This is a genomic window from Kribbella qitaiheensis, assembly GCF_042657745.1.
In the GTDB taxonomy this organism is placed as follows: Bacteria; Actinomycetota; Actinomycetes; order Propionibacteriales; family Kribbellaceae; genus Kribbella; species Kribbella qitaiheensis.
The window spans coordinates 96,494-117,517 of record NZ_JBHSKE010000067.1; the positions used below are offsets into that span (position 1 = coordinate 96,494).

The 21,024-nt window shown below is 68.7% G+C and carries 17 protein-coding genes; 8 read left to right on the forward strand and 9 right to left on the reverse strand.

All coding sequences use genetic code 11. The features are described 5' to 3' along the window. Window positions 1–56: 56 nt before the first annotated feature. Together ACFPJ1_RS37580 and ACFPJ1_RS37585 are read left to right on the forward strand one after the other, a co-directional pair. Window positions 57–659, forward strand: coding sequence for a DUF3000 domain-containing protein (locus tag ACFPJ1_RS37580; protein WP_380111079.1), 603 nt, complete (start codon window positions 57–59; stop codon window positions 657–659). Next, window positions 656–1,930: an HRDC domain-containing protein gene (locus ACFPJ1_RS37585; protein WP_380111080.1), complete on the forward strand. Its 1,275-nt coding sequence runs from the start codon at window positions 656–658 to the stop codon at window positions 1,928–1,930. The genes ACFPJ1_RS37580 and ACFPJ1_RS37585 overlap by 4 nt, the downstream gene beginning before the upstream one ends. A 1,383-nt stretch (window positions 1,931–3,313) precedes the next feature. Here the strand turns inward: ACFPJ1_RS37585 and ACFPJ1_RS37590 are convergent. The 4 genes from ACFPJ1_RS37590 to ACFPJ1_RS37605 form a co-directional block, all read right to left on the reverse strand. Further along, the gene (locus tag ACFPJ1_RS37590) at window positions 3,314–3,802 is read right to left on the reverse strand and encodes a glutathione peroxidase (RefSeq protein ID WP_380111081.1); all 489 of its coding nucleotides are present in this window, start codon (window positions 3,800–3,802) and stop codon (window positions 3,314–3,316) included. Between the two features lie 8 nt (window positions 3,803–3,810). Continuing rightward, window positions 3,811–4,491: a dienelactone hydrolase family protein gene (locus tag ACFPJ1_RS37595; RefSeq protein WP_380111082.1), complete on the reverse strand. Its 681-nt coding sequence runs from the start codon at window positions 4,489–4,491 to the stop codon at window positions 3,811–3,813. 33 nt (window positions 4,492–4,524) lie between these two features. Beyond that, window positions 4,525–5,220, reverse strand: a complete 696-nt coding sequence (locus tag ACFPJ1_RS37600; RefSeq protein WP_380111083.1) for a hypothetical protein — start codon at window positions 5,218–5,220, stop codon at window positions 4,525–4,527. 100 nt (window positions 5,221–5,320) lie between these two features. Then, complete coding sequence (locus tag ACFPJ1_RS37605; protein ID WP_380111084.1) at window positions 5,321–6,058, reverse strand: SDR family NAD(P)-dependent oxidoreductase; 738 nt, start codon at window positions 6,056–6,058, stop codon at window positions 5,321–5,323. A 121-nt stretch (window positions 6,059–6,179) separates the two neighbouring features. On the opposite strand from ACFPJ1_RS37605, the gene ACFPJ1_RS37610 reads away from it, so the two are divergent. The 3 genes from ACFPJ1_RS37610 to ACFPJ1_RS37620 all read left to right on the forward strand — a co-directional run bounded on the left by ACFPJ1_RS37610 (window position 6,180) and on the right by ACFPJ1_RS37620 (window position 10,330). After that, on the forward strand, window positions 6,180–6,815 hold the full coding sequence (locus ACFPJ1_RS37610) for a TetR/AcrR family transcriptional regulator (protein WP_380111085.1): 636 nt from the start codon (window positions 6,180–6,182) through the stop codon (window positions 6,813–6,815). Window positions 6,816–6,930: 115 nt separating this feature from the next. Then, a complete protein-coding gene (locus tag ACFPJ1_RS37615) occupies window positions 6,931–8,130 on the forward strand; it encodes a thiolase family protein (RefSeq protein ID WP_380111086.1) in 1,200 nt (399 codons plus the stop codon). A gap of 76 nt (window positions 8,131–8,206) precedes the next feature. After that, on the forward strand, window positions 8,207–10,330 hold the full coding sequence (locus ACFPJ1_RS37620) for a 3-hydroxyacyl-CoA dehydrogenase NAD-binding domain-containing protein (RefSeq protein ID WP_380111088.1): 2,124 nt from the start codon (window positions 8,207–8,209) through the stop codon (window positions 10,328–10,330). Between the two features lie 63 nt (window positions 10,331–10,393). Here the strand turns inward: ACFPJ1_RS37620 and ACFPJ1_RS37625 are convergent, their stop codons facing one another. Continuing rightward, entirely contained in the window at window positions 10,394–11,692 is a 1,299-nt protein-coding gene (locus tag ACFPJ1_RS37625) for a hypothetical protein (protein WP_380111089.1), read from the reverse strand. A 95-nt stretch (window positions 11,693–11,787) separates the two neighbouring features. Between ACFPJ1_RS37625 and ACFPJ1_RS37630 the strand changes: the two genes are divergently transcribed. Beyond that, window positions 11,788–12,609 carry an aminoglycoside adenylyltransferase domain-containing protein gene (locus tag ACFPJ1_RS37630; protein WP_380111090.1) on the forward strand — a complete coding sequence of 274 codons (822 nt, stop codon included), beginning with the start codon at window positions 11,788–11,790 and terminating at the stop codon, window positions 12,607–12,609. Window positions 12,610–12,620: 11 nt separating this feature from the next. Here the strand turns inward: ACFPJ1_RS37630 and ACFPJ1_RS37635 are convergent, their stop codons facing one another. From ACFPJ1_RS37635 to dxs, 4 genes are all read right to left on the reverse strand, one after another. Then, entirely contained in the window at window positions 12,621–14,102 is a 1,482-nt protein-coding gene (locus tag ACFPJ1_RS37635; protein WP_380111091.1) for an APC family permease, read from the reverse strand. Between the two features lie 72 nt (window positions 14,103–14,174). Next, window positions 14,175–15,554, reverse strand: coding sequence for a gluzincin family metallopeptidase (locus tag ACFPJ1_RS37640; protein WP_380111092.1), 1,380 nt, complete (start codon window positions 15,552–15,554; stop codon window positions 14,175–14,177). A gap of 102 nt (window positions 15,555–15,656) precedes the next feature. Beyond that, window positions 15,657–16,910 carry a gluzincin family metallopeptidase gene (locus ACFPJ1_RS37645; RefSeq protein ID WP_380111093.1) on the reverse strand — a complete coding sequence of 418 codons (1,254 nt, stop codon included), beginning with the start codon at window positions 16,908–16,910 and terminating at the stop codon, window positions 15,657–15,659. A 76-nt stretch (window positions 16,911–16,986) separates the two neighbouring features. Further along, on the reverse strand, window positions 16,987–18,900 hold the full coding sequence (gene dxs, locus ACFPJ1_RS37650; RefSeq protein WP_380111094.1) for a 1-deoxy-D-xylulose-5-phosphate synthase: 1,914 nt from the start codon (window positions 18,898–18,900) through the stop codon (window positions 16,987–16,989). A 235-nt stretch (window positions 18,901–19,135) separates the two neighbouring features. Between dxs and ACFPJ1_RS37655 the strand changes: the two genes are divergently transcribed. Together ACFPJ1_RS37655 and ACFPJ1_RS37660 are read left to right on the forward strand one after the other, a co-directional pair. Then, window positions 19,136–19,642: a DUF402 domain-containing protein gene (locus ACFPJ1_RS37655; RefSeq protein ID WP_380111095.1), complete on the forward strand. Its 507-nt coding sequence runs from the start codon at window positions 19,136–19,138 to the stop codon at window positions 19,640–19,642. Window positions 19,643–19,955: 313 nt separating this feature from the next. Next, on the forward strand, window positions 19,956–20,927 hold the full coding sequence (locus ACFPJ1_RS37660; RefSeq protein ID WP_380111096.1) for an aldo/keto reductase: 972 nt from the start codon (window positions 19,956–19,958) through the stop codon (window positions 20,925–20,927). Window positions 20,928–21,024: the final 97 nt, after the last annotated feature.

The following is a 21,024-nucleotide window of genomic DNA, read 5'->3' on the forward strand; positions in this document are numbered from 1 at the left end:
GGTTACCGGCGCGTCGCCGTCGGCGTCGGTGAGTAATCAGTCGTAGGCTGCGGTGCATGGGTGCCCGCAAGCAGGTCGACGCGCCACCCGCGGAGTTCGCCGAAGCACTGACGCAATTGCGTGGTGCCCGGTTCCGGCCCGAGGTATTCGTCGAGGAGATGCCCGCACCGCAGCGGATCGCACCGCACGCGGCCGCGGTCAGCGCCGACGTGACGGTCGACGGTGACGATATCGCCACCGGCCGTCTGGTCATCCTCTACGACCCGGACGGGAACGACGCCTGGCAGTCGACCTTCCGCTGTGTCGCGTATGTGCGTGCCGCCGTCGAACCGGAGATGGTGACGGACGCACTGCTCGGTGGCGTTGGCTGGACCTGGCTGATGGAGGCGTTGACGGACCGGGGGGCGGAGTTCTTGGCCCCGAGCGGTACCGTCACTCGGGTGGTGTCCGAGAGTTTCGGCGGGATGGCCGATGACGAAGCGACGGCGGAGATCGAGATCCGTGCGTCCTGGAGCCCTGTGCCGGGCCCGGGCGGGATGATCGACGTGACCCGTCATGCCGAGGCGTGGGGCGAGGTGCTCTGCACCGCGGCCGGACTGCCGCCGGTTCCGCCGGGGGTGGTCGCGATGCCGACCCGGCGCGGTCAGCGGGGCCGATGAGCCCGGCCGAGACCCAGCAGCAGCCGCCCGTCCCGGACGACCCGACCGAGAACCTGCCACTGCTCGAACTGCGCGACGGACTCTCCGACGTCGTGGACACCGACCCTGCCCTCGCCGAGGTGGTCGAGGCCTTCCGGGCCGGTACCGGTCCGGTCGCGGTCGACGCCGAGCGTGCCTCGGGGTACCGCTACTCCCACCGCGCGTACCTCGTGCAGTTGCGCCGTGAGGGGTCCGGCTCCGCCCTGGTCGACCCGATCCCGTTCGGCGACCTGTCCTCGCTCGGCGACGCGATCGTCGACGCGGAATGGATCATCCACGCGGCGAACCAGGACCTGGCCTGCCTGGCCGAGGTCGGCATGGTCCCGCGCAGCGTCTTCGACACCGAACTGGCCGGCCGGCTGCTCGGCTACCCGAAGGTCGGACTGGCGTCGCTGGTCAGCGAGGTCCTCGGCTACAAGATGCGCAAGGAACACTCGGCCGCCGACTGGTCGACCCGTCCGCTGCCCGGCCCCTGGCTGATCTACGCGGCGCTCGACGTCGAGATGCTGATCGAACTCCGCAACGCGATCGAGGCCGAACTCCGCAGCGAGGGCAAGTGGGAATGGGCCCAGCAGGAGTTCACCGCGATCCTGAACGCCCCGCCGCGCGAGCCGAAGCCGGACCCGTGGCGCCGTACCTCCGGCATGCACCGGGTCCGCAACCGCCGCAGCCTGGCCGTCGTCCGCGCGCTCTGGGAGGCCCGCGACCAGATCGCCGAGTCCGCCGACATCTCCCCCGGCCGGATCCTCCCCGACGCCGCGATCGTCGAAGCCGCCGCCGCGATGCCGGTCGACCGCGACACCCTGCAGCGCCTCACCGCGTTCAAGGGCCGCGGCGCACACCGCCACATGCGCACCTGGTGGGAGGCGATCGACCACGCCCGCCGCCTGCCGGACTCCGAACTCCCCAAACAAGGCCCCCGGTACGACGGCCCGCCCCCGGCCCGCGCCTGGGCCGACCGCGACCCCGACGCGGCAGCCCGCCTCTCCGCGGCCCGCTCCGCCGTCAGCGAGATCGCCGAGGCCCACCGCCTCCCCACGGAGAACCTCCTCTCCCCCGACACCATCCGCCGCCTAGCCTGGACACCCCCAGCCGACGCGGACCAGCCCGCCGTCAACACCTTCCTCCGCGACCACGGCGCCCGCGAATGGCAAATCGCCCTAACCGCCGAGGCCCTAACCGACGCCCTAGCAACCGAAGCACCCCCAGCCGAACAACTCGACGAGCAGTAGCGCGTTCCCCCTGGCGGCTGGTGGTTGGGAACGCCTGGGCGAGTTCGGGTGGTTTCCGTCGGCATGAGCCCGGGTGGTTCCGCCGGGCATGGGTGCGGGTTGTTCAGCCGGGCATAGGCGGGGGTGGTTCGCGGGCTCCGCTGCGTGATGGTGCTAGTCGTGCTGGTGTGCGTCAAGAGCGCTTCGCGTCCCTTCGGGATCGGAACAAGTTCCGACTCTTGACCCACCCCACCCCGACCAGGGAAGGAACGCAGCTACGCGGATCCCGCGGAGGGGTCTGAGCCGGGTCGGGGTGGTGTTTTCGGGGGTGGGGTGTACCGAGTGACAGGTAGTGCTGGGCGGATCGCGGAGGCTCCAGGCGTGGGGTGCCCGCCGGGGTGGCGTGTGCGGCAACTACTACCTGTCGGTCAGTACGCCAGCCGCCCCGAGGGAGGGATTTCACCCCGGTGGGTGGTGATTTCGTCTGGGTGGGCGGTGATTGTGCCGATTCGGGGACTGGTGCTGGCGGGTTGTTCGACCGTTGCCGGGTTGTTCGTCCACTGCCGGGTTGTTCGTCCACTGGCGGGTTGTTGGCCGGTTGGGGTGGGTTGGTCGGCGGCGTGTGGCTCGCTTCGGGGTCCGCTGGATGGTTGTTCGGCCACTGGCGGCCTATTAGGCGCTAGCGGCCGAACACCCCGTCAGCGGGAGGCCGATCGTCGGCCCGCGGGCCGACGGGGTGCGGTTGTGGGGACCTCGGACACCTTCGGGGGCCCCGACAGCCCGTGGCGGTGGGATTTCGGGGACCGCGGACACCTTGTGGTGGGTGTGACGGCTGGTGGCGATGCGGTTGTCGGGACCTGGAACACCGGGTGGGGACGTGGGACAGGCTATTTCGTGTCCGAGGTCCCGCCTTGGTGTCCCAGGACCCACTTTGTGCGCCGGTTGAGTGCCCCGGGGCGCCGAGATCGGCTCAGGTGGTGCACAAGGTGCCGGTTTCGGGAGTCTCCCGGCCCCGGCCCTCGGCCACCGGGCACCGGAACACCCAGACCTTCCGGGCAAGGCGGCTCGCCGACCTTCTGGTCGAGGCAACCCCCGAACGTTTGGCGGAGGGGTTCCCTGGGCTTTGTCGCCACACCTCTCAGCGGCTCCGGGATAGCTGCGTCTTTCCCTGGTCGGGGTGGTGTGTGTCAAGAGTCGGAACTTGTTCCGATCCCGAAGGGACGCGCAGCGCTCTTGACGCACACCGGCCCGACTAGCACCATCACGCAGCCCGGGGACGCAACCACCCGAACCTGCCAGGCAGAACCACCCATCCGTTGCTGGTGGAACCACCCGACCCTGTACGACGAAGCCGCCGGACTCCGAGTGGAGTCGGCGGCTTCGACGGTACGGCGTACGGGAGGGTCAGACAGGCAGGGTGGTCTCGATCAGGGACGTGATCTCGTCTGATTCCGGGAGGGTTTGGGGGCGGAAGCGGGCGGCGACTGTGCCCTCGGGGGTGAGGAGGAACTTTTCGAAGTTCCACTGGACGTCGCCGGAGTTGCCTTCGGCGTCGGGGGTCTGGGTGAGCTCGGAGTAGAGGGGGTGGCGGTTGTCGCCGTTGACCTCGAGCTTGTCGAGCATCGGGAAGGTGACGCCGTAGGTGGTCGAGCAGAAGGTCTCGATCTCCTCGGCGGTGCCGGGCTCCTGGCCGCCGAACTGGTTGCAGGGCACGCCGAGCACGGTGAAGCCGCGGGACTCGTAGCGCTTCTGCAGGTTCTCGAGGCCCTCGTACTGCGGGGTCAGGCCGCACTTGGAGGCGACGTTGACCACCAGGACGGCCTTGCCCTTGTAGTCGGACAGGGAGGTCTCCGCGCCGGACAGGGTGCGCAGCGGGATGTCGTACAGGCTCATGCAGATCCTTAGGAAGTAGGCAGACGGCGGGACAGGAAGGACTCGGTACGGCTCCACGCCAGGGCCGCCGCCTCTGGGTGGTGGAATGCGGGCATCGGGTTGTCGAAGGCGTGGCCGGCATCGGGGTACCGGTAGATCTCGTTGTCGGGGCCGTCGACGGCCGCGACGATCTGGTCGACCGTTGCAGGGCTCAGGTAGTCATCGGCGTCGCCGAAGTGGTGCAGGCTGACCGCGTCCACTTTCGGCGCGAGGCCCAGCAGGTTGGGCAGGGCGGAGCCGTAGTAGCTCACCAGGACGTCAGGCGAGGACACAGCGGCAACGTTGAACCCCAGTCCTCCGCCGAAGCAGAACCCGACCACGCCGACAGCGGTCTCACGGCTGCGCAGGTAATCCAGCGCCGCCACCGAGTCCGAGACGGCCGTGGACCAGTCGACCCGACCCATCGCTTCGAGGGCCCGGTCCAACAGATCCGGGGCGTCCTCGTCCAGCGAGACGTCGTCCAGCCGCCAGTAGATCTCCGGCGCGACGACGTAGTAGCCGAGTGAGGCCAGGTCCTCGGCCCGCTGCTTGATGTACTCCGAGACCCCGAAGATCTCCTGGAGCAGCAGCAGGCCCGGACCAGAGCCGCCGGCGGGTTCCCACACCTGTGCCGGCATCAACCCCGTGCCGGTATCGATCTCCAAAGCCACACAGCGGAGCCTACGTCGAACCGGCAAAGGGTGTTACCTGGCGTCGACCGACTCCTTCCGGACCGTGTCGGTGTCGGCCACAGCAGCAGGCGAGGCTTCGACAACGGGCGCCGGCATCCAGGCCTCGCACTCGGCGATAGCCGCGGTCAGCAAGTCGAACAGCCGCTCGTCCGGGTTCGACACGCAGGCCTGGGAGATGCCCTCCACCGCGCACGACACGGCTCGCGGCGCCGTCCGCCGGGCGAAGTCCGGCGTACCGCGGTGTGGTCGTGCGGTGAAGGCCCGGGCCCACTTGGTGGCCGCGGGGACCGAGCCCAGCGCTTCCTTGGACGCGGGCTGGAGGCTGTCGAAGGGACGACCGTCCAACGCGGCCAGGTGCCGCTCCCCTACCAGCAGAGCCACAGCGAGGATGTACTGCCGCTCCTGTGACACCACTGGCAGCGCGTGCTGGATGCAGACCGCCGTGACCCGCGGTACGACGTGCGGGTCGTCCGGGGTCAGGCCGATCACCGAGGGGATCAGTGGAGCCAGCCGAGACCGGCCGGCATCCGTCGTACAGTCGTTGACGTCGCGGGCCACGCCGGCCAGCAACGGGTGGGTGCAGGCCGGGTGATCCGACCATGGCTCGCCTGCGAGGTACGACGCGAACTCCATGAAGCAGGCGCCCTTGCGGGGACTCCGGTGTTTGCCCCGGGACAGGACCGGGACAGCAAGATCGAAATTGTTCATTGCGGCTCCAGAGACGACTCTCGTCCACTCAGCATGCGCCGGATCGCGCCGCGACGCCACGGGTTACCGGAAGTCGGGCCCACCGCACCGGACCTGGCAATCAGCGGGTCTGGTCTGTCGGCCGGATCAGGATCTCGTTGACGGCGACGTGCTCGGGCTGGGTAAGCGCGTACAGGACGGCACCGGCGATGTCCTCGGGCTGGAGGGTCCGCATGGACTCGGCCATGGTCTTGGCCATCGCCTGGATGCCCGGGTCGGTGATGTGGCTGGCCAGCTCGGTCGAGACGAATCCGGGCTCTACGACGATGACGCGAACACCCTGCGCGGTGACCTCCTGACGCAGCGCCTCCGAGAAAGCGGTGATGCCGAACTTGGTGGCCGCGTACACGCCACTCGCGGCCGAGGCTGTACGTCCTGAGGTCGAGGAGATCTGCACCACCGCGCCCTTGGACTCGAGCAGGTGCGGCAGGGCGGCATGGACGGCGTACATCGATCCGAGCAGGTTGGTCTCGACCATGCGCGTCCACTCAGTGGTGTCCGCGCCGAGGATCATGCCGCTGAGCATGATGCCCGCGTTGTTCACCAAGGCGTCGATCGCGCCGAAACGCTCGATGGTCGCCTCGACCGCGTCCTGCACCGACTGGCGGTCGGTGACGTCCAGTTCGAGGACCAGTACTTCGCCGGGAGCGTCCTCCGCCAGGGTCTTCAGCCGGTCGGCCCGGCGAGCCCCGACGGCCACTCGGGCCCCGGCCTTCGACAGGGCGAGGGCCGTGGCCTGGCCGATGCCCGAGGACGCGCCGGTGACGAGAACGACCTTGCCTTCAAGGGTGTTGCTCACGTTGTTCCTTCCAGGAGTTCGATGGTTCACAAAGTGACCGCTGGGTCATGTTCAGCGTAGCAGCTAACCTGACCGACCGGTCATGTTAAGTGGTAGGCTTCACATCAGAAGGAAGGACAAGATGAGCGAAAGGACAGTGACACCAGGCCCGAGAGCGGACATGGTGCGCAACCGGCGCCTGCTGATCGGGGCCGCGACCGAGGCGTTCGCCGAGTGCGGGGTGGACGTGTCGATGGGCGAGATCGCCCAGCGCGCCGGCGTCGCCAAGGGCACGGTGTTCCGGCACTTCGCCTCGAAGGACGACCTGCTCGCGGCGATCACCCTGCAGTTGCTCGACGGGCTCATCGGCTCAGCGAATCGCCTACTGGAGGCCGACGACGCAACTGAGGCACTTCGGGAGTTCATGACCGCCGGCGTCGAGGTGCTGGCCGCCGACCGCGCGTTCTGCGAGGTGGTCGGACGGCCGTCGCTGCAGAGTTCCGAGGTACGGCAGGCGATCGCGCGCCTCTGCGACGTGGTCGAGGTACTCACCGCTCGGGCTCGCCAACAAGGCGCTATCCGCAGCGACATCACGGGAACGGACATCGTGCTGCTGCTCGGCGGCATCCACCAGACAGCGGCACCCGTGCTGGACACCCAGCCGCAGATCTGGCGCCGGTACCTCGAACTGGCCTTCGACGGGCTCACCACCACCACCGCCCGCGAGCTGCCACATCGGCCGCCCGACCGCCTGCAACTCACCGATCCTCTGGGCTGACCTGATCCTCTCGGATCTTGTGAGCAGTCGCACAGGCGTGCCGTCTTGGGGCGATGTGTTACCGACGGGTAGCATCGTCGTGCTCCCAAGTCCTGGACCACAAGAGGAGGGCCTCGTGCCCCGTGAGATCCGCGATGTCGTGTTCGTCGACGGCGTTCGCACCCCGTTCGGCAAGGCCAAGGGCCAGTACGCCGAGACGCGCGCCGACGACCTGGTGATCAAGTGCATCCGCGAACTGCTGCGGCGCAACCCGTCCCTGCCCCCGGAGAAGGTGGACGAGGTCGCGATCGCGGCCACCACCCAGATCGGCGACCAGGGCCTGACCATCGGGCGGACCGCCGCCCTGCTGGCTGGTCTGCCGAACACCACCCCCGGCTACGCCATCGACCGGATGTGCGCGGGCGCCATGACCGCCGTCACCACCACCGCCGCCGGCATCGCGTTCGGCGCGTACGACGTGGTCGTGGCGGGCGGGGTCGAGCACATGGGCCGGCACCCGATGGGCGAGGGCGTCGACCCGAACCCGCGGATCATCTCCGAGAAGCTGGTGGACACCTCCGCGCTGGTGATGGGTTCGACCGCGGAGAACCTGCACGACCGGTTCCCCACCATCACCAAGCAGCGCGCGGACGCCTTCGCCGTCGCCTCCCAGGAGCGCGCCGCCAAGGCCTACGCGAACGACCTGATCCAGCCCGACCTGGTCCCGATCGCGACCCGCTCGGCCGAGCTCGGCTGGGGCTACGCGACCACCGACGAGCCGATGCGCCCCGGCACCACGATGGAGGACCTGGCCAAGCTGAAGACCCCGTTCCGCCCGCACGGCCGGGTGACGGCGGGCAACTCGGCCGGCATCAACGAGGGCGCCACCGCGTGTCTGCTCACCTCCGCCGAGACGGCCGAGGAGCTCGGCCTGAAGCCGAAGATGAAGCTCGTCTCCTACAGCTTCGTCGGCGTCGAGCCCGAGGTGATGGGTATCGGCCCGGTCCCGGCGACGGAGAAGGCGCTCAAGCTGGCCGGCCTGACCATCGATGACATCCAGGCCTTCGAGGTGAACGAGGCGTTCGCCGTCCAGGTGCTGGCGTTCCTGGAGCACTACGGCATCGCCGACGACGACCCGCGGGTCAACCCGTACGGCGGCGCCATCGCGTACGGCCACCCGCTCGCCTCGTCCGGCGTACGGCTGATGAACCAGTTGGCCAAGCAGTTCGAGCAGCGCCCCGACGTCCGCTACGGCCTGACCACGATGTGCGTCGGCCTCGGCATGGGCGGCACCGTGATCTGGGAGAACCCGAACTTCGAGGGGACGAAGCCGTGAGCGAGCGCAAGCGAGTGAACCAGAAAGCACAGCAGCCATCCGCTCACTTGGGCGCCGAGCGAAGCGAGGGGACCAAGTGAGCTTGCAGGAACTCATCGACCGGGCGGTGGCGATCGAGACCGACGAGGTTGTCACGCTGGCCCCGAGCCGCGACGTGGCGCTGCCGAACAAGGCCGGCACGATGGCGCTGATCACTCTCGACAACGGGCACGACCACACCAAGCCGAACACCTTCGGGCCGAAGGGTCTGGCCGAGCTGAACAAGGCGATCGACGCGGCGCTGGCCCGCGAGGACGTGGTCGCCTTGGGGGTCACAGGCAAGCCGTTCATCCTGGCCGCCGGCGCGGACCTGACCGGCGTACCGAAGCTGACCGATCGGGAGCAGGCGCTCGACCTGGGCAAGATCGGCCACGGCGTGATGCGCAAGTTGCAGGACGGTGGCAAGCCTTCGTTCGCCTTCGTGAACGGTGTCGCGCTCGGTGGCGGCCTCGAGGTCGCGCTGCACGCGCGGTACCGGACCGTGTCGGTCGCGGCGGGGATGGTCTCCACTCCCGAGGTCTTCCTCGGCCTGATCCCGGGCTGGGGCGGCAACTTCCTGCTGCCGAACCTGATCGGCGCGGACAAAGCCGTCAAGGTCGTGGTGGAGAACGCCCTCAACCAGAACAAGATGCTCAGCGGCCCCGAGGCGGTGAAGTTCGGCATCGGCGACGTGCTGCTCGACTCGGCCGACTTCCTCGAGCAGTCGCTGCTGTGGGCCGGCAAGGTGCTGACAGGTGAGGTCACGGTCGAGCGGGCGGAGATCGACCGAGGCGACGCCTGGGACGCGGCCGTTGCCCGAGGCAAGGGCTTTGCCGACCTCAAGGTGAGCGGCGCGGCGCCCGCGCCGTACCGGGCGCTGGAGCTGATCGCGGCGGCGAAGGACAGTGACAAATGGGACCGCGACTCCGCCTTTGCGGCCGAGGACGAGGCACTCGCCGACCTGATCATGAGCGAGGAACTGCGCAGCGGCCTCTACGCCTTCGACCTGGTGAACAAGCGCGCCAAGCGTCCGGCCGGCGCGCCGGACAAGTCGCTCGCCCGCCCGGTCAGCAAGGTGGGTGTCGTCGGCGCCGGCCTGATGGCGGGCCAGCTCGCGCTGCTGTTCGTACGCCGGCTCGAGGTGCCCGTGGTGCTGACAGACCTCGACCAGGAGCGGGTCGACCGCGGCGTCGGCTACGTGCACGGCGAGATCGACAAGCTGCTCGGCAAGGGCCGGATCCGCCCGGACAAGGCCAACCAGCTGAAGGCGCTCGTCACCGGGTCGGTGGATCGCGCCGTCTTCGCGGACGCGGACTTCGTGATCGAGGCCGTGTTCGAGGAGCTCCAGCTGAAGAAGACGATCTTCGCCGACCTGGAGAAGATCGTCCGCCCGGACGCGATCCTGGCGACCAACACGTCCTCGCTGTCGATCACCGAGATGGCGGCCGACCTGGAGCACCCCGAGCGCGTGGTCGGGTTCCACTTCTTCAACCCGGTCGCGGTACTGCCGCTGCTGGAGGTCATCCGCGCCGACCAGACCGACGACGCGACGCTGGCGACGGCGTTCGCGGTCGGCAAGACGCTGAAGAAGTCCTGTGTGCTGGTCAAGGACGCCCCGGCCTTCGTGGTCAACCGGCTGCTCACCCGCTTCCTCGGCGAGGTCAGCGCCGCGGTCGACGAGGGCACGCCGATCCCCGAGGCGGACAAGGCGCTGTCGGCGCTCGGCCTGCCGATGCCGCCGTTCGTGCTGCTGCAGCTGGTCGGTCTGCCGGTCGCGCTGCACGTCGCGGAGACGATGAACCGCGCCTATCCGGACCGGTTCGCCGTGTCCGAGAACCTCGCCAAGGTGGTTGCCGCCGGCAAGAGCTCGTTCTACGTCTGGAGTGCCGAGGGCAAGCCGTCAGTCGACCCAGAGGTCGAGGCGCTCGTCACCGTCGGCGACCAGCCGTCCACCGCCGACGAGCTCCGCAGCCGGGTGCTCACCGCGCTGGCCGAGGAGATCCTGATCATGCTCGACGAGGGTGTCGTCGCGGAGGCGCAGGACATCGACCTCTGCCTGCTGCTCGGCGCCGGTTGGCCGTTCCACCTGGGCGGCATCACGCCGTACCTGGACCGCAGCGGCCTCGCCGAGAAGGTCAACGGCAAGCGGTTCCTCGCCAAGGGCGTCGCCAGCCTCGCCTGACCAAGAACTGCTGGGGGTCGGTGCGGCGCCGGAAGCCCGCTCCGTCCCCCAGCAACCTTCTCGCTACCCCTTGAACTTCTTCACCGCGGTGGTGAGCTGGGCCGGCGTCTGGCCGGTGTGTTTCTTGATGATTGACGCGTACGCCGTTGGGCTGAGGTCGTGCAAGGCCAGGTCTGTGTAGAGGGCGGCAAGGCCCTTCTTTCCCAGCTTCGAGGCCAGGTATTCCGTGGCCCACCAGGCCTGGCCGTAGGAGCGGTCCCCGTTCTGGTCGAACTCTGCTTCTCCCGGTAACACCTTCATCGAGGGCAGGTACTTCGTCCGGACGGTCCTGCGGTACGGGTCGATGGTCCAGTGCGGGTCGTCCTCGATCGCGTGGCTGCGGACGTACTCCGCGACGCCCTCCACCAGCCAGACCGGTGTGCGGATCCCGATCGGCACCGTCGCCACGTGCGTCATCTCGTGCACCAGCAGGTCTTCCTCGAGATCCTTGCGGACGGCTGGGTTGACCACGATCCGGCTGCCGACCGGGGCCACCGTCTTGAGGCCGAGCGGCTCGCCGTCGTACAGGGTGACTGCCTTCGCGGCAATCGTCCAGCCGGCTCCGGTGCCGGCGGTCCACACCGTCGACAACACTCGCGGCTCGGACATCGCGACCACCATGACGGCGCCGTCCCACGGCCGCGGCCAGTGCCGCCGCACGCCCTGGACCGCGTCCTCGGAGACCTGGGCGATCTTCTTGCCGAGGGCGGCCTCGCGCTTGTCGACCACCACGACCACCTTGTCCTTGCGGACGACGGCGATCTCCTGGTAGTCCCACGGCTGGCGGTGGCCGTCCTCGCTGAGCGTCTCGTCGATCGCGTCGTCCGCGACCAGGATCCACCGGCCGGCCCGCTGGACGAAGGTGTAGCCGAGGTCGGTCTGCACCGGCTTCGGGTCGAGCCCGGTCAGCCGGTACCGCATCATCACCCGGGTCGAGTAGGTGGTCGGACCGAACTTGTCTACCTGTGCCGGAGCCTCGCGCTCGTCGGCGACGAAGTACCGCAGGCTCGCGAACTCGAACTTCCGCAGGTTGGTGAACAGCAGCTTCTGCCGGACCACCAGCTTCGGTTGCTTCGGGTCGACCGCGGCCAGGAAGCTCTTGAGGTCGCCCTTGACGACAGCGGTCGAACGCTGAGCCAGGAACGCGTCGAGCTGACGCTTGCGAACCGCCGGGTCCACTCCTGGTTTCCGGGCCTCGGCCGCGACCGCAGTACCGCCCGGGGCGACGCCGTTGTCGGATCTGGTCGCCACCACGAAGCCCGCGGTACCGACCAGCGCAAGCGCCGCAACTCCCGCCAGCAGCCGCCCCCGCTGGTTCACCATGTCCCGCACCCCTCGCCCGCCCCAGTCCAGCCGCTCGGATCTTACTCCAGCAAACCCTTCGACCGGTGCCGCCCGGCTCTGCCAGGCTCTCCCCCGTGACCTACCAGCCGACCAGCCAGCCGATCAGCGAGCCGACCGACGGGCCCACGCCGTACGACGAACTGAACCGGCTGCTGGTGGAACTCACCGGGACCACCCGGGAGATTCTCGGCGACAACTTCGCCGGGGCCTATCTGCAGGGCTCGTTCGCACTCGGTGATGCCGATCTGCAGAGCGACTGCGACTTCCTGATCCCCGTGCATCGCCCGATCTTGGCGGACCAGGAGGCGGCCTTGCGCGCGCTGCACGACGAGATCCCCACCAGGGAAGGCTTCTGGACGCAGCACCTGGAGGGCTCGTACCCCCTGCTCGGCGAGCTGCGCACACTCGACGGGCTCGGGCGCGACTGGCTCTACATCGACCACGGGTGGCGGCGGATGCAGTGGTCGACTCACTGCAACACCGAGGTCGTCCGCTGGACCCTGCGCGAGTACGGCGTGACGCTTTCCGGCCCGGATCCGCGGGAACTGGTCGAGGTGGTTCCCGCCGAAGCCCTCCGCGAGCGGATGCGTGGAGACATCCCGAGGTTGCTCACAGGCCTCGCGACCTGGATCTCCATCGAGATGGCCTGGGGGCAGCGGTACGCCGTGACCACGCTGTGCCGGATGCTCTACACGCTCGAGACCGGCCGAGTGTGCTCGAAGAAGGAGGCGCTGGTCTGGGCGGCCGATGCCCTCGATCCCCGCTGGTCCGCGTTGTGCCTGCGGACGATGGAAGGCCGCGCCCTCGGGTTCGATCCCGAGGACGCGGCCGAGCCGGGGGCCGTCGCCGAGACGATCGCCCTCGCGGAGTACGCGACGGCGATCGCCCGGCGGTAGGCGGGAGGCCGCTAGGCCCTGGTGCTCTCGCCGGTGCGTTCCGTCTCGCCCACCCGGCTCTTCCGGTAGCCGTAGAGCGCGTAGACGATGAAGCCGAGCACCATCCAGACCGCGAACCGCAGCCAGGTCTCGATCGACAGGTTCAGCATCAGGTAGACGCAGATCACCGCGGACAGGATCGGGATCACCGGGTTGCCCGGCACCGTGAACGACCGCTCGATGTCCGGCCGGCGCTTGCGCAGCAGCGGCACCGCGATCGACACCAGGGTGAACGCCGCCAGCGTGCCGATGTTCACCATCTCCTCGAGCTTGCCGATCGGGGTCAGCCCGGCGACGAGCGCCACCACGATCCCGATACCGAGGGTCAGCCGGTACGGCGTGCCGAACTTCTGGTGGGTCTTGCCGAGCTTGGACGGCATCAGGTGGTCGCGGCTCATCGCGAAGACGACGCGCGCGGCACCGATCATCAAGGTGAGCACGACCGTGGTCAGACCCGCGACGGCACCCGCCGAGATCAGCGTCGCGAATCCCGGCCTGCCGACCGAGCGGAACGCCTCCGCCAGCGCGGCCTCAGTGCTGATGTCCTTGTAGTTGACCATGCCCGTGATGACGATGCAGACCAGTACGTACAGCACGGTGCAGATCGCCAGCGAGCCGAGGATGCCGCGAGGCAGGTCGCGCTGCGGGTTCTTGGCCTCCTCGGCCGTGGTCGCGACCACGTCGAAGCCGATGAACGCGAAGAACACCAGCGACGCACCGGAGACCAGCCCCATCACGCCGAAGGTCGACGGGGTGAACCCGAGCATCGCCTGGAACAGCGGCGTCGTAATCGTGACGTCGCCGCTCTCGGCCGGCACGCTCGGCGGGATGAACGGGGTGAGGTTCTCGCCCTTGACGTAGAACAGGCCGGCGACGATCACGAAGAGGACCACGAACAACTTGACCGCGACCAGCGCCAGGTTGACCCGCAGCGACTCCTTGATGCCGATGGTGGCCAGGATCGTCAGCACGATGATCAGCAGCATCGCCAGCACGTTGACGTTGCTGTCGGGGCCGATCGAGTCCGGCCAGCCGAGACCGATCTCCTCCAGGAACAACGCCGCGTAGGTGGACCAGCCCTGCGCCACCACGCTTGCCCCGAGCATCAGCTCGAGCAGCAGGTCCCAGCCGATGATCCAGGCGAAGATCTCACCGAGGGAGAAGTAGGAGAACGTGTACGCCGAGCCGGAGACCGGCACGGTCGAGGAGAACTCCGCGTAGCAGAGCGCGGCCAGCCCGCAGCAGATAGCGGCGAGCACGAACGACAGCGCGATGCTGGGACCGGCGTAGGCCTGCGCGGCCCGGCCGGTGAGGGTGAAGATGCCGGCGCCGATGATGACGCCGATGCCGAAGACCGTCAGGTCGAGGGCGGTGAGGCGTTTCTTGAGCTGGTACTCCGGTTCGTCGGTGTCCGCGATCGACTGCTCGATCGTCTTCTTCCGCAACAGACTCATCTGCACGCCTCCTCAAGCTCGGACGGAACAAACCGAGCCTGCCCCTCTGACAGGGCGAGGTCAATCCGCTACTCAGCGTTGCGGTTCGTATTCCTTGAGATACACCCACAGCGACGCCTCGTTGAAGCCGGTCCGGGTGAGCAGGATGCGGTCCCGGGACGCCTGGTCGGTGCCGTTCCGCGCGAGGTCCTCGTACAGCTCCTCGACCGCCGGCAGTCCCAGCCGGCTGACCAGGAAGCGAACGGCCAGCCAGCTCACGCCGTACACGTCGGCGGTGTTCTGGTAGAAGCCCGCGTCCGACGGCAGCGCCAGCAACGCCGGCAGCGCGTCGTCGATGATCTCCTGCTCCCACTTGCCGACCTCGCCGGGCCCGCTGATCGCCTCGATCCCCCGCCAGGACACGTACTCCGCGGCGCCTTCGGCCAGCCAGAGCGGCTCGTACCCACCGAGGTCGGCCGTGGCCACGTGGGTGATCTCGTGCGACAGCAGGATCTCGTCGACCCGGTCGCGCTCCTTGGGGTTGATCACGATGTACGCGCCGGCCACGGTGCCGTCGGCGGTGTCCTGGCCCGGCAGCGAGGAGAAGGTCGATCCCGCGCTCGCGGCCGACTCCACGTCCTCGTCGCTGAACCGCGCGTCGCGCACCTCGGTCTCGTCGAGCGCGGCTATCAGGACGGTGCCACGCCAGCGCCGCGGCCAGTACGCCGTGACCTGGGTGAGCCCCTCAGCGGCCTCGGCAACGATCGTCCGGCCGCGCTGGGTGTCACCCTTCTCGACCAGCACGAGTACCCGCGGGCCGCGGTGCACCTCGATCCGGCCGAGATCCCAGGCCTCCTGGTGGGCGCCGGGGCCGAGGTCCTTGTCGAGGTCGTCGTCATCGGCCATGATCCAGCGCCCGCCGCGGTTGACGTAGGTATAGCCGAGCTCGGTGGTCACCGGGGTCAGGTCGACGTTGGTGATCTGGTAGCGCATCAGCACCCGGACCAGGTACGTCGAGGGGCCGTGCTCGCGGGCCGCGGCGGCGTCGAACCGCTCCTCGGCCTGGCTGTAGCCGATCTCCTGGAAGCCGATCTCGACCAGGTTCGCGAACAGCACCTTCTGGGCCTGCCGCAGTTTCGCGTTCGCCGGGTCGACGTCCTGCAGGAACAACCGCTCGTCGACGGTCCGGACCGCCTTCGCGCGGCGCAGCAGGATGGTGTCGATGGCCACCCGCCGGGCAGCGATCGCGGCGGCGGTCTTCGAGGGCGGTTTGGTGCCCTGGTTCGGCCGGATGGTCGGCGGCGTGACGGTTGCCGAGGGCCTGCTGCGGGCGTCCTCCTGGCGCTGCTCGACCGCGTAGGCGACGCCACCGGACACCAGGGCCACGGCCACAACCAGGCCCAGCCAGCGGCGGGGCCCGCGGGGCGGGGCATGGGCGCCTGACGGGGCGGCGCTGGGTGGTGTCACACTCACGTCGGGTCGATTCCCTCCGGTCGCCCGTCTGTCACAGCGCGGCTACCCTACTCGCTCCTGTGAGATCCACCACCGACACGCCGGGTATACAAACTGCCCCGATCAGGCCGCGGCTGCCCTCAGGGCTTGGAATAGGTTTGCTTCGGTGATGCCGACATGTTCCACCATGATCCTGTTCCGCTCCGCTTGGGTAGACCCCAGCGCCGCCATCTCCTGGTAGAGGGTGCCGACCTCCGTCGCGCCGAACTTCGTGAACAGGTAGTCCACGGCGAGCCAGGACAACGGGTACGAGCTGGTCGAGTTCTGGAAGAAGAGGTTGTCGACGGGCAGCGACTTCGCCTTCGCCAGGTACTTCGTCCGGACCTCCCGGCGGTACTTGTCCAGCGCCAGGTTCGTCGCGCCGTCCATCGGCAGGAACTCGACGTACGTCGCCGCCCCCTCCACCAGCCACCGCGGCGCATAGGGCCCGTACGACGCGGTCGCGACGTGGGTGAACTCGTGCGCCAGGGTGCGGGCGTCCACCTTGGACCGGTTGCGCGGGTTGATCACCACGTAGGAGTCGGCCCGCTCCCCCATCTCGCTGACCTCGCCCGGCAAGGTCCGGTAGACCCAGGTGGCCATCGCCAGCGCGTCCTCGGCGTTCTTCGGCAGGGTGTAGTCGGCACCGCGGACCACCTTGTCGTCGAGCGCGATCACCACACCCGAGCCGGTCCAGCCGCCCGGCCAGCTCTTGCTGACCGCCTTCACCGCGCTGCCGGCCTTCGCGAGCAGGCTGTTCGCGAGCTCGGTCTGGTCGCGTTCGACCACGACGAGCACCCTCGGGGCGCGCTTGACCAGGACCTCCCCGATGTCCCAGGCCTCCTGGTGCGACCCGCGCGGCAGCAGGTGGTCCAGATCCGTGTCGGACACCAGCATCCAGCCGCCGTTCGGCTTCTCGGTGAAGGCGTAGCCGAGCATCGTCCGGACGGGCTGCGAGTCGATGCCCTTGATCTGGTACGTCATCGCCACCGCGACCAGATATGTCGACGGGCCGTACTTGTCGACCAGTGTCTGGTCGAACTGCTCGCGCACCTGCTCGTACCGCAGACTCGCGAAACCGAACTGCCTCAGGTTGCTGAAGAGCAGTTTCTGCCGGGCGACCAGGCTCTTGTTCCCCGGGTCGACGTTGGCGAGGAACGCGGCCGGGTTGTTCAGCCGGACAGCCTCGGCACGCGCCGCCAGCACCTTCTCCACCCCTGCGGAGCGCGCGGCCAGGTCGAGGCTCGCAGTATTGCCCGCTCCGCTGGCTGTCGCTTCGCCGGGACGGTCGGGGGAGCCGGAAAGGTGCAGGGCCAGCCCACCTGCGGTGGCACCCACAACAAGGACGAGCGACAGGAGCAGCAGCCAGAGACGCCGTCGCCGCGGAGCCGCGGAGTGACGCGCCCGGCCGGGCTCAGGCCCCGCCCGGCCTGCCGCTCGCGGTGTCTGGCTCACTGGTGATCGCGTCCCCCTGATGCTTGGCGATCATCTCTATCACGTCCCGAGCCAGCCCCTGGCCCGTCAACCCGATCTCGGTCAGCACCGCGTCGCGCTTGGCGTGGTCGAGGAACTGCTGCGGGATCCCGAAGTCCCGCACCGGCGTGGTGACCCCCGCGTCGCGCAGCGCCTGGCAGATCGCCGAGCCGCAACCGCCGGCCCGGCCGTTGTCCTCGATCGTGACGACGAACCTGTGCTTGCCGGCCAGCTCGATCAGCTTCGGGTCGACCGGCTTCACCCAGCGCGGGTCGACGACCGTGACGCCGAATCCCTGGTCCTGGAGCCGGGTGGCCACGTCCACGGCGGTGGCGGCCATCGAGCCGATCCCGACCAGTAGGACGTCGGCACCGGCAGTAACGCTCGCGCCGGTCTTGACGAGTACGTCGCAGTCCCCGACCCGGTCGATCGCCTCGATATCGGGGAACACCTCGCCCTTGGCGTACCGCAGTACGGTCGGGGCGTCGTCGACCTCGATCGCCTCGTTCAGCAGCTCGCGCAGCCGGGAGCCGTCGCGCGGCGCGGCCAGCCGGAGCCCGGGGACCAACTGCAGCAGGGACATGTCCCACATACCGTTGTGGCTGGCTCCGTCGTCGCCGGTGACCCCGGCGCGGTCGAGCACGAAGGTGACACCGCACTTGTGCAGCGCGACATCCAGCAGCAACTGGTCGAAGGCTCGGTTCAGGAAGGTCGCGTACAACCCGACGACCGGGTGCAGCCCGCCCATCGCGAGACCCGCGGCGCTGGTGACGGCGTGCTGCTCGGCGATGCCGACGTCGAAGATGCGGTCCGGGAACTCCTGCGCGAACGGCGCGAGCCCGGTCGGGTGCAGCATCGCCGCGGTGATCGCGACCACGTCCGGCCGCCGGTGCCCGATCTCGACCAGCTCATCGGCGAAGACGTCGGTCCACCCGCGCGGCTTGTTCTTCGGCCGCACTTGGTGGAAGTTGTCCTCCTCGTCCTGCTCGGCCGCCGCGTACCCGAAGCCCTTCTGGGTCACCGCGTGCACGATCACCGGGCCGCCGAACGCCTTCGCCTTGGCGAGCGCGTCCTCCATCGCCTGCCGATCGTGGCCGTCGACCGGCCCGACGTACTTCAGGCCGAGGTCCTCGAACATGCCCTGCGGGGCGAGCATGTCCTTCAGCCCCTTCTTCACCCCGTGGAGCACCTCGTACATCGGCGGGCCGACGTACGGGGTGCGACTGAGGTTCTTCTTGATCAGGTCGAGGATCTTCTCGTACCGCGGGTTGGTGCGCAGGCTGGTCAGGTGGGTCGCCAGGCCGCCGACGGTCGGGCTGTACGAGCGCCCGTTGTCGTTCACGATGATGACCAGCTTCAGGTCCTTGGCGGCGGCGATGTTGTTCAGCGCCTCCCAGGCCATCCCGCCGGTGAGACCCCCGTCGCCGATCAGCGCGACGACGTGCCGGTCCTCACCGCGCAGCCTGTACGCCTTGGCCAGGCCGTCGGCATACGACAGGGATGTCGAGGCGTGGCTGTTCTCGACGATGTCGTGCTCGGATTCGGCCTGGCTCGGGTAACCAGACAGGCCGCCCTGCTGGCGGAGCGAGTCGAACTGCGGCGCGCGGCCGGTGAGCAGCTTGTGCACGTAGGTCTGGTGACCGGTGTCGTAGACCAGCCGGTCGCGTGGGGAGTCGAACACCCGGTGCATCGCCAGGGTGATCTCGACCATGCCCAGGTTCGGGCCCAGGTGGCCGCCGGTCCGCGAGACCGTCTCCACCAGCACGTCACGGATCTCCGCGGCCAGCTCACGGAGCTGATGATCGGTCATCCCCCTGAGGTCCGCTGGTCCTCCGACCGTGTCCAGCACGCCCATCGAGCTCCTCCGCAGGTTGTCCTCGAATGCTTGAGTGTATGCACCTGACCGTCACTTTCCGAACGTGACGCGGGGGGTCGGACGAATCTCACACTCCGGGACACCCCCGCGTGGAGCCTGGTCGCTCGTGATGTCGGCCTCACCTACAGTGATCGGCATGGAGCCAGACCGGGGTGGTGGGGTGAGGAAAGAAATGGAGCCAGACCGGGGCGGTGGGGCGGGGAAAGAGCTGACAATGGTGAGGACACTGTTCTGCAAGTACGACGGGCGCCCGCACCGGCTGCTGGAATCGATCAAGCTCGGCGAGGACGAGCACGGCCTGTGGGTCGGCTCCGTCCCCGGCTCCCGCGGCCAGCGCGCCGACGGCAGCTGGGTCTCCATCGACCACCACCGCGTACGCCTCTATCCGCGCGGCGAGTGGTGGAGCGCCCTCTTCAACGACGCTCCCCACCCCACCGAGGTGTACTGCGACATCACCATGCCCGCCGAGTTCGGCGTCGACTCGGTGACCACGGTCGACCTGGACCTGGACATCCGCCGGTACCGCGACGGCCGGGTCGAGGTCATGGACGAGGACGAGTTCGAGTCCCACCAGCAGCTCTACGCCTACCCACCCCAGGTGATCGCCGCAGCCCGCGCCTCCTGCGCCTGGGTGGTCGACAACATCTCCTCGTCGGAGCCCTTCACCACCGTCTACAAGACCTACCTGACCCAGCTCAGAGCACTGACCCCCGCCGGCTAGCAGCTCCTGACGAGGCCGCCAAACAGGCCGTCGGCGCCCCGCGGGCCACGGGGGGGCGGTATGTACGACAAGTCTGGAGACCTTCTCGACCCAATGTCGCCGAAGGGCAGCGGGACTCGCCGACACCGCCACCTTGTGCACCACTTGAGCAGATCCCGGCCGGGAGAGCACTCACGTGGTGCACGAGGTCGGGCCTGCGCCCCCGTCGTCAGCCGTAAGAGGACAGCGGTCATCACTGCGGGTGGGCGCCTACCTGGTGGCACCATTGAAGGCAGGCACGGGGCGGACCTGCTGAAGAGCTGAGGTGGCCGGGATGACCGAGCCAGGTGGGCACTCGATGACACTGGGGCAGACGGATCTTCGCGTGTCGCGGCTCGGCATCGGGGCGATGGTCTGGGGTGACATGTCAGCCGCACCGCGGTGGAATCCTGCGCGTAACGTCTACGGTCCGACCAGCACAGCCGAGGAGCAGCGAGCGGCGCTGGAGGTGAGCCTGGCTGCCGGCGTGAATTTCGTCGACACCGCGGCGATGTATGGCAAGGGGGCTTCAGAGCGCCGGGTGGGTGAGCTGACCACGGGCGAGGACGTTGTGGTGGCGACGAAGTTCCCGTTCGGATTCTTCTCCCGTGCCAGCAGCCTGCCGGCCACGTTGGAGGACAGCCTCGCCCGGCTGCAGCGGACGAGGATCGACCTCTATCAGGTCCATTTCCCCGTCCGGTGGATGTCCATCCCGACGTTGATGAACCTGATGGCAGACGCCGTCGAGGCGGGGAAGATCCGCGCTGTCGGGGTGAGCAACTACAGCGCCGAACAGATGCGTACCGCCCATGCCGAACTCGCTCGGAGAGACTGTGCGCTCGCCTCCAACCAGGTGCAGTACTCGCTGCTGCACCGGGCCCCCGAGACTGACGGCGTACTCGGCGCGTGCCGGGAGTTGGGCGTCACTCTCATCGCCTACATGCCGCTGGCCTCGGGTGCGCTGACCGGCAAGTACTCGGCCGCCACCCGACCGGCCGGATGGCGGCGCCACAGCGGCGCATTCCGCGACAAGAACCTGGTGAATCTGAAGCGAGTGGCCGACCTGCTCGGCGAAATCGGTGGCCGCCACGAGAGGAGTCCCAGCCAAGTCGCCCTGCGGTGGCTGATCCAGCACGACGGCGTGCTGCCCATTCCCGGCGCCAAGAACGCAACTCAGGCCGCCCAGAACGCCGGAGCACTCACCTTCACGCTGGACGACGAGGAAGTGGAAGCGCTCAGCAGAGCGACGAGGGCGAACGGTCGGTGAGCTCGAGTTTCCCCGATCGCTGTCGCCGGGGGCTGATATGTAGGGCCTTCTTGTCAAGTGGGCAGGGCGAATTGGTCCTGAGTTTCGGGTCAGGACA